Genomic DNA, 7737 nt, shown 5'->3' with positions numbered 1-7737 from the left:
GCAGGGCTTTGGGGCACTGCCTTTTGGCCCGATCAAGGGGCAAATCTAGGGGCCCCAAATCAAATCGGACACAGCACGCTGGAAGTCGAAGCCGCTGAGTGGGCGGGTTGGGAATCGAAGTCGCCGGGTGGCCAGGCTGGAAGCCGTAGCCGCCGCCTGACCACGACGACACTGGCAGTCGCCCACCCAGCCACCACGACACCGGCGGCAGCCGCGCAACCCCACTGGAAGCCGCACCCACCGGACACCGACCCGGCCACCCCACCCCTCCCCGTGAAAAGCTGTACTCCGTGCGAATCCGTCGAGTGCTGACCACCCGTGAAGGCGGCGTCTCGAACCCGCCGTTCGACTCCTTCAACCTCGGCGACCACGTCGGTGACGACCCGGCTGCCGTCGCGGCCAACCGCAAGCGCTTGGCCGAAGGCATCGGCCTGGACCCCTCCCGCCTGGTCTGGATGGAGCAGGTCCACGGCAGGACCGTCACCACCGTCACCGGTCCCCAGGACGGCCCGGCCGAAGCGACCGACGCCCTGGTCACCAACGAGCCGAACCTGGCATTGGTGGTCCTCACCGCCGACTGCGTCCCCCTGCTCCTCGGCGACCCGACGACCGGGGTCATCGCGGCCGTTCACGCCGGGCGGGTGGGTGCCCGAGTGGGTGTCGTGCCCGCCGCCGTCAAAGCCATGGGTGACCTCGGGGCGAAGCCGGAGAACATCGAAGTGCTCTTGGGCCCCGCCGTGTGCGGGAAGTGCTACGAGGTCCCCGCCGCGATGATGGCCGATGTCGACAAGCACCTCCCCGGTAGCGCGTCCAAGTCCCGTGCCGCCAAGCCCGCCCTCGACCTCCGCGCGGGGCTGTGGAACCAGCTCGAGAACCTCGGGATCGGGAAGCTCGGTGTCGACCCTCGCTGCACCTTCGAGGAGCGCACGCTGTTCAGCCACCGGCGTGAGCCCGGTACCGGGCGCTTGGGAGGGGTGATCTGGGTTGACCCGTCGTGACGAGCTCGCCGCGAACCTGGCCGAGGTCCGCGCGCGCATCGAGGCCGCTTGCCAGGCCGCAAACCGGTCACCAGCGGAAGTGGAGCTGCTCGCGGTCACCAAGACCTTCCCCGCCTCCGACGTGGCCCTGCTGAGCGACCTGGGGCTTTCCGCGTTCGCGGAGAACCGCGACCAAGAGGCGTCGGGGAAGACCGTGGAGTTCGCGGAAGCCCGGCCCGACGCCCGGCCGCTGTGGCACATGGTCGGGAACATCCAGCGCAACAAAGCCCGGTCCGTCACCTCGTGGGCCGATCGTGTCGACACCGTGGATTCGATCCGGCTCGCCGACGCGTTGGCGAAAGCCGCCGCGCATCGGGGGCGTCCGCTGGACGTGCTGATCCAGGCGAGCATCGACGGGGATTCGGCCCGAGGGGGATGTCCGCTGCCGGAATTGGCCGCGTTGGCTGATCATGTCGCTGGATCGGGTGAACTTCGGCTGGTGGGTGTGATGGCGGTCGCACCGCGCGAGATGAACCCCGCACGCGCGTTTTCCGTGCTGGCGGATGAGGTATACCGCTTGCGCCGTGATCATCCCGCTGCGACTGTTGTCTCAGCGGGCATGAGCGGGGACCTGGAAGATGCGATCGCGCACGGAAGTACCTGCGTGCGTGTCGGAACGGCGCTGCTGGGAGGCCGAAGGCTAGCCTCGCCGTAACTGTATGGAACCTCAGGGGTGGCCGCACCGTCCTTGGTGGTGGGAATCGCGGAGGAAGGGTCCCCTGGCAATGAGTGGATTTCACAAGCTGAAGGCCTACTTCGGGATGGTTCCCGCCGAGTACGCGGACGACCCTGGGGCGTACGAGGACGAGCGCGGCCGCTACCAGGCCGACTACCGGTCGGAGTACGGCGCGGAGGCCGAGGAGTTCGACCCGTACCCTGAGCGCGGAGGGCGTCGTCGCGTGTTCAGCGGGACGAGGTCGGAGTACCGGTCGGAGCTCGACGAATCCGACGACTTCGAGCCGGAGGCCCGGTCGCGGTCCACTCGCCGCAGCTGGAACACCGACGCACCCGTCCACGGTGCACTGGCCGTCGAGCCGGTGCGCGAGCCGATCAGCAGGCCGAGGCCTGCGGCAGAGCAGGCGGGCCACCCCTTGGGGCGCATCATGACGTTGAACCTGCGCAGCTACAACGAGGCGCGGACCATCGGCGAGAACTACCGCGACGGCACCCCGGTGATCATGAACCTCACCGAGATGGACGACGCGGACGCGAAGCGGCTCGTCGACTTCGCCGCCGGGCTGGTCTTCGCGATGCGGGGCTCGATGGACAAGGTCACCAACAAGGTGTTCCTTCTCTCACCGCCGAACATCGACGTCACGGCGGAGGACCGCAGGCGTCTTGCCGAGGGTGGGTTCGGAAGTCTGACCTGACTGGTGGCACAGTTGGGGGGTGGATGTCCTCCTGTTCGTGCTGTACTACCTGCTGTTCTCGTTCTGGCTGCTGCTCACGGCGCGTGTCGTGGTCGAGCTCGTCCGGTCGTTCGCCAGGGAGTGGCGTCCGGCTGGAGGGGTCGCGGTGGCCCTGGAGACCGTGTACACAGTGACCGATCCACCGATCCGCTTGTTCCGCCGGGTCATACCGACGGTGCGGATCGGGGGCATCGGGCTGGACTTGTCCATTATTGTGCTGTTGCTGCTCGTTATCATTCTGATGCGAACGGCAGATCCCAGGTGACGGGGACCAGGGATGCCAACAGCCCAGGAGTGCGTGAGGTGATCTGATGCCGTTGACCCCCGCTGACGTGCACAATGTTGCATTCAGCAAGCCACCGATTGGCAAGCGGGGCTACAACGAGGACGAGGTGGACGCGTTCCTCGACCTGGTTGAGGGCGAGCTCGCCCGCCTGATCGAGGAGAACAACGAGCTGCGTCAGCAGGTCGAACAGCTCGACCAGCAGGTCGAGACTGCGCGAGCCGACCTCGACGACGCCCGTGCCAAGGTCTCGGCCGGTCCCGTCGGCCCCAGCCGTGTCGTGGAGGAGCCCCGTCGCCTTGCGCCGGTGCCGCCGCCCTCGGTCATGGAGCAGACCTCCCCTGGTGGCGGTGGTGACCACCACGTCCAGGCGGCCAAGGTCCTCGGGCTGGCCCAGGAGATGGCCGACAGGCTGACCGGTGAGGCGAAGGCCGAAGCCGACGGCATGCTGTCGGAGGCCAGGACCAAGTCCGAGCAGTTGCTGTCCGAGGCGCGGGCCAAGGCGGACACCATGGTCAACGAGGCGCGCACGCGTGCCGAGACCATGCTGAACGACGCCCGTACGCGCTCGGAGACGCTCGAGCGGCAGGCCCGTGAGAAGGCCAGCGCGCTCGACCGGGACGCCCAGCGCAAGCACGCCGAGGTGATGGGCAACATCACGTCGGAGAAGAACGCGCTGGAGAAGCAGATCGACAAGCTGCAGACGTTCGAGCGCGAGTACCGCACGAGGCTCAAGACCATGCTGGAGTCCTCCCTGCGCGACCTGCAGGACCGCGGCCCCGCCGCGCCGTCCGACGGTCGGGCCGGTGGCCAGCAGGGCTACTCGTTCGGCGCGCGCGCCGAGGCGGGCTGATCCACAAAAGGCGTGCCGCGCTGAACTAAGGTGCGGACCGTGCTCTACATCGTTCTACTGCTGGTGCTGGCAGCCCTCGGGTTGCTCGTCCCCGCGCTGACCACGTCCGAGCACGTCTGGGCGTGGTTGTCCGTGGGTGCGAGCGGAGCGGCCGCGTTCGTCCTGGTGCTCGACTGGTGGCTCCGCCGCCGGTCGAGCCTGGATGCCGCGGTCGTCCCGACGGCTGCCGGTCCCGCGGCTCTTGATCAGAAGATTAGCGCTGATGATCAAGACGAGCTGGACCGGGGGCCTGCTGACGCTCCTGTTTCGCCCGATCAGGGCATCGAGCCCGTCGAGGAGGACACCGACGCGGCCGATCTGCTCATCGTCACCGACCTCACGGCCGAGGTTCGCGTACTCGACGAGCGCCCCAGGTACCACCTCGCCGCCTGCCCGTGGCTGGCCAAGCGCCCCACGCTGGCCCTGCCCGTCGCCGAGGCCCGCCAGCTCGGCTTCACGCCGTGCGCGGTCTGCCGCCCGGACAACACCCTCGCCGATCAGCACCGCGCCGCGACGCGTCCCTGACTCCGCCACTCGTCCACCACCTTCGGCTCCGTTGCCCCCGGTCTGCCCTGAACACGAGTCCCGCAGCGAAACGGTTCACTCGATCGTGTGATTAGTTCGCGGGCTGTCCCGCGGGCCCCGGCGACGCCCGGCCGGGAACAATCGAGTTGGCCCCAGGCGTTACCCTTGGACCAATCAGGCGTCGATCCGGTCATCACCGGGGAGCCTCCGGAAGAACGGGCCCCAGGGCCTCAGTAGAACCGGACGGGGTCGGCCCGTCACAGCCGATCAGAGTGGCCGTCGCGTGAGCGTCGGCAAGCGGGGTGGTACCGCGGTGCGCCGGACAGGCGCGTCGTCCCCGTGAGCCGGACGACCGCGAGGAGCAGCACCATGGCGTATCCCAAGGCGGGCGAGGGCGTTGTCCCCTCCCAGCCGTCCTTCCCCGATGTCGAGCAGGACGTGCTCGCTTACTGGAAGTCCGACGGCACGTTCCAGGCCAGCGTCGACGCCCGGCCCGCGGGCGACAACGGCGGCAACGAGTTCGTCTTCTACGACGGCCCCCCGTTCGCGAACGGCCTCCCGCACTACGGCCACCTGCTGACCGGGTACGTGAAGGACGTCGTCCCGCGCTACCAGACCATGCGCGGCAAGCACGTCGAACGCCGCTTCGGCTGGGACACCCACGGCATGCCCGCCGAGATCGAGACCGAGAAGCAGCTCGGGATCACGCACAAGAGCGAGATCGAGGCGATGGGCATCGCCGAGTTCAACGAGGCCTGCCGCACGTCCGTGCTCCAGTACACCGACCAGTGGCGCGAGTACGTGACCCGCCAGGCCCGGTGGGTCGACTTCGACAACGACTACAAGACCCTCGACCTGGACTACATGGAAAGCGTCATGTGGGCCTTCAAGTCCTTGTACGACAAGGGCTTGATCTACGAGGGCTTCCGCGTGCTCTGGTACTGCTGGCGGTGCGAGACGACGCTGTCCAACACCGAGACCAAGATGGACGACGTCTACCGCGACCGGCAGGACCCGGCCGTGACCGTCGGCCTGCGCCTGGAGACCGGTGAGCTGGCGCTGGTGTGGACGACCACGCCGTGGACGCTGCCGAGCAACCTGGCCGCGGCCGTGCACCCGGACGTCGACTACGTGACCGTCGAGGCCAACGGCGAGCGCTACCTGCTCGCCGAGGCCCGCGTGGCCGCCTACGCCCGTGAGCTGGGCGAGGAGCCGTCGGTCGTCGCGCGGATCAAGGGCTCGGACCTGGTCGGCCGCAAGTACACGCCGCCGTTCGACTTCTTCGTCGGCCGCGAGAACGCCCACCAGGTGCTGGCCGCGGACTACGTCACGACCGAGGACGGCACGGGCATCGTGCACATCGCCCCCGCCTTCGGTGAGGACGACAAGGTCGTCACCGACGCCGCGGGCATCGAGGTCGTCGTCCCGGTGAACTCGCGCGGCGAGTTCACCGACGAGGTCCCGCCGTACCAGGGCGTGCACGTCTTCGAGGCGAACAAGACGATCATCCGGGACCTGAAGGCCGCGGGGTTGTTGTTGCGGCACGAGACCTACGACCACCCGTACCCGCACTGCTGGCGTTGCGACAGCCCGCTGATCCAGCGGGCGGTGTCGGCGTGGTTCGTCGCGGTCTCGCAGTTCAAGGACCGGATGGTCGAGGTCAACCAGCAGATCAACTGGGTGCCCGAGCACATCAAGGACGGCCAGTTCGGCAAGTGGCTGGAGAACGCGCGCGACTGGAACATCTCGCGCAACCGGTTCTGGGGTTCGCCGCTGCCGGTGTGGGTGTCTGACGATCCCTCGTTCCCCCGTGTCGACGTGTACGGCTCGCTCGACGAGCTGGAGCGGGACTTCGGGACGCGGCCCGCCGACCTGCACCGCCCGCACATCGACCTGCTGACGCGGCCGAACCCGGATGACCCTTCCGGTCGGTCGACGATGCGTCGGGTGCCGGAGGTGCTGGACTGCTGGTTCGAGTCGGGGTCGATGTCGTTCGCGCAGGTCCACTACCCGTTCGAGAACGCCGAGTGGTTCGACGACCACTTCCCCGGTGATTTCATCGTCGAGTACAACGGGCAGACGCGCGGTTGGTTCTACACGATGCACGTCCTGGCGACAGCTTTGTTCGACCGGCCGGCGTTCACGAACGTGCTGGCGCACGGGATCGTGCTGGGTGACGACGGGCAGAAGATGTCCAAGTCGCGCAAGAACTACCCGGACGTGAACGAGGTGTTCGGGCGGGATGGCTCGGACGCGATGCGGTGGTTCCTGATGTCGTCGCCGATCCTTCGGGGTGGCGATCTGGTGGTGACCGAGCGGGGGATCAGGGACGCCGTTCGGCAGGCTGTGCTGCCGTTGTGGAACTCGTGGTACTTCCTGGCGCTGTACTCGAACGCGGCTGGGCGTGAGGGTGTCTCGCGGACGGATTCGGCTCATGTGCTGGATCGGTATGTGCTGGCTAAGACGCATGATCTGGTGCGGGATGTTCGGGCCGCTATGGATGTCTACGACATCTCGGGGTCTTGTGCGTTGGTGCGGGAGTTCTTGGAGGTCCTGACCAACTGGTACGTGCGGCGGTCTCGGGATCGGTTCTGGGCTGGGGACGCTGACGCTGTGGATACGTTGCACACGGTGTTGGAGGTTGTTTCTCGGCTGGCTGCGCCGTTGTTGCCGTTCACGACCGAGGTGGTGTGGCGGGGGTTGACCGGGGGGCGGTCCGTGCACCTTGCGGATTACCCGGAGGCTTCGTCGTTGCCTGCTGATGATTCGTTGGTGACGGCTATGGACCGGGTGCGGCAGATCGCTTCCACGGCGTCGTCGTTGCGGAAGGCCAACAAGTTGCGGGTGCGGTTGCCGTTGGCTCGGTTGGTGATCGCTGCTGATGAAGTGGCTTCGTTGGAGCCTTTTGCGGGGATCTTGAAGGATGAGGTCAACGTGAAGGCTGTGGAGTTGACCACCGATGTGGACGCGCATGGGCATTTCCAGTTGGCGGTCAACGCTCGGGCTGCTGGGCCTCGGATCGGGCGGGAGGTGCAGACGGTGATCAAGGCTGTGAAGGCTGGGGAGTGGACGACTACTTCGGCTGGGGCGGTTGTCGCGGCTGGGATCGAGTTGTTCCCGGAGGAGTACGAGCAGCGGCTTGTCGCTACTGATCCGGCTGCTACTGCTGCTCTGCCTGGGGGTGGGGGGCTGGTTGTGCTGGACACCGTTGTGTCGCCTGAGTTGGCGGATGAAGGGGTGGCTCGGGATCTGGTTCGGGTGGTGCAGCAGGCCCGGAAGGATGCTGGGCTGGATGTGTCGGATCGGATTGTGTTGACGTTGGACGTGCCTGAGGTTGTTGGTGGGGCGGTGCGGACGCATGAGGCGTTCGTTGCCGGGGAGACGTTGGCGGACAAGGTTGAGTACGGAGAGGTTGACGGGGCGTCTGATGGGGTTGTCGGGGATGGGGTGAAGGTTCGGGTGCGTGTGACCCGAAGCTGAAGGGGCGTTGGTGTTTGAGGGCTAACCCCCGGTTGCGCCAATTATCCCACCCTCTTTCGCTTTGTCAAGCCTGGAAAGACGGCTTGACAAAGCGAAAGAGGGTGGGGGCGC

Annotated in this window: 7 protein-coding genes; all 7 read left to right on the top strand. The window is 67.2% G+C overall.

All coding sequences use genetic code 11. The features are described 5' to 3' along the window. Positions 1–290 precede the first annotated feature (290 nt). The 7 genes from pgeF to ileS all read left to right on the top strand — a co-directional run bounded on the left by pgeF (position 291) and on the right by ileS (position 7626). The gene (gene pgeF, locus ACFWW9_RS45120) at positions 291–998 is read left to right on the top strand and encodes a peptidoglycan editing factor PgeF (RefSeq protein ID WP_390389659.1); all 708 of its coding nucleotides are present in this window, start codon (positions 291–293) and stop codon (positions 996–998) included. Next, positions 985–1692, top strand: coding sequence for a YggS family pyridoxal phosphate-dependent enzyme (locus tag ACFWW9_RS45115; RefSeq protein WP_390389657.1), 708 nt, complete (start codon positions 985–987; stop codon positions 1690–1692). Before pgeF ends, ACFWW9_RS45115 begins: the two co-directional genes overlap by 14 nt. A 70-nt stretch (positions 1693–1762) precedes the next feature. Then, on the top strand, positions 1763–2407 hold the full coding sequence (locus tag ACFWW9_RS45110; RefSeq protein WP_390389655.1) for a cell division protein SepF: 645 nt from the start codon (positions 1763–1765) through the stop codon (positions 2405–2407). Between the two features lie 19 nt (positions 2408–2426). Next, positions 2427–2711 (top strand): YggT family protein, encoded by a 285-nt coding sequence (locus ACFWW9_RS45105; protein WP_259623836.1) that lies wholly within the window; start codon positions 2427–2429, stop codon positions 2709–2711. Between the two features lie 46 nt (positions 2712–2757). Beyond that, the gene (locus tag ACFWW9_RS45100; RefSeq protein ID WP_259623835.1) at positions 2758–3582 is read left to right on the top strand and encodes a DivIVA domain-containing protein; all 825 of its coding nucleotides are present in this window, start codon (positions 2758–2760) and stop codon (positions 3580–3582) included. Positions 3583–3621: 39 nt separating this feature from the next. Next, positions 3622–4146, top strand: a complete 525-nt coding sequence (locus ACFWW9_RS45095; protein WP_390389653.1) for a hypothetical protein — start codon at positions 3622–3624, stop codon at positions 4144–4146. A gap of 369 nt (positions 4147–4515) precedes the next feature. Further along, entirely contained in the window at positions 4516–7626 is a 3111-nt protein-coding gene (ileS, locus tag ACFWW9_RS45090; RefSeq protein WP_390389651.1) for an isoleucine--tRNA ligase, read from the top strand. Positions 7627–7737 lie beyond the last annotated feature (111 nt).

This window comes from Umezawaea sp. NPDC059074, from assembly GCF_042738955.1.
GTDB lineage: Bacteria > Actinomycetota > Actinomycetes > Mycobacteriales > Pseudonocardiaceae > Umezawaea.
Note: the sequence above shows the minus strand (reverse complement) of the source record. Positions and strands in the feature narration are given on the sequence as shown.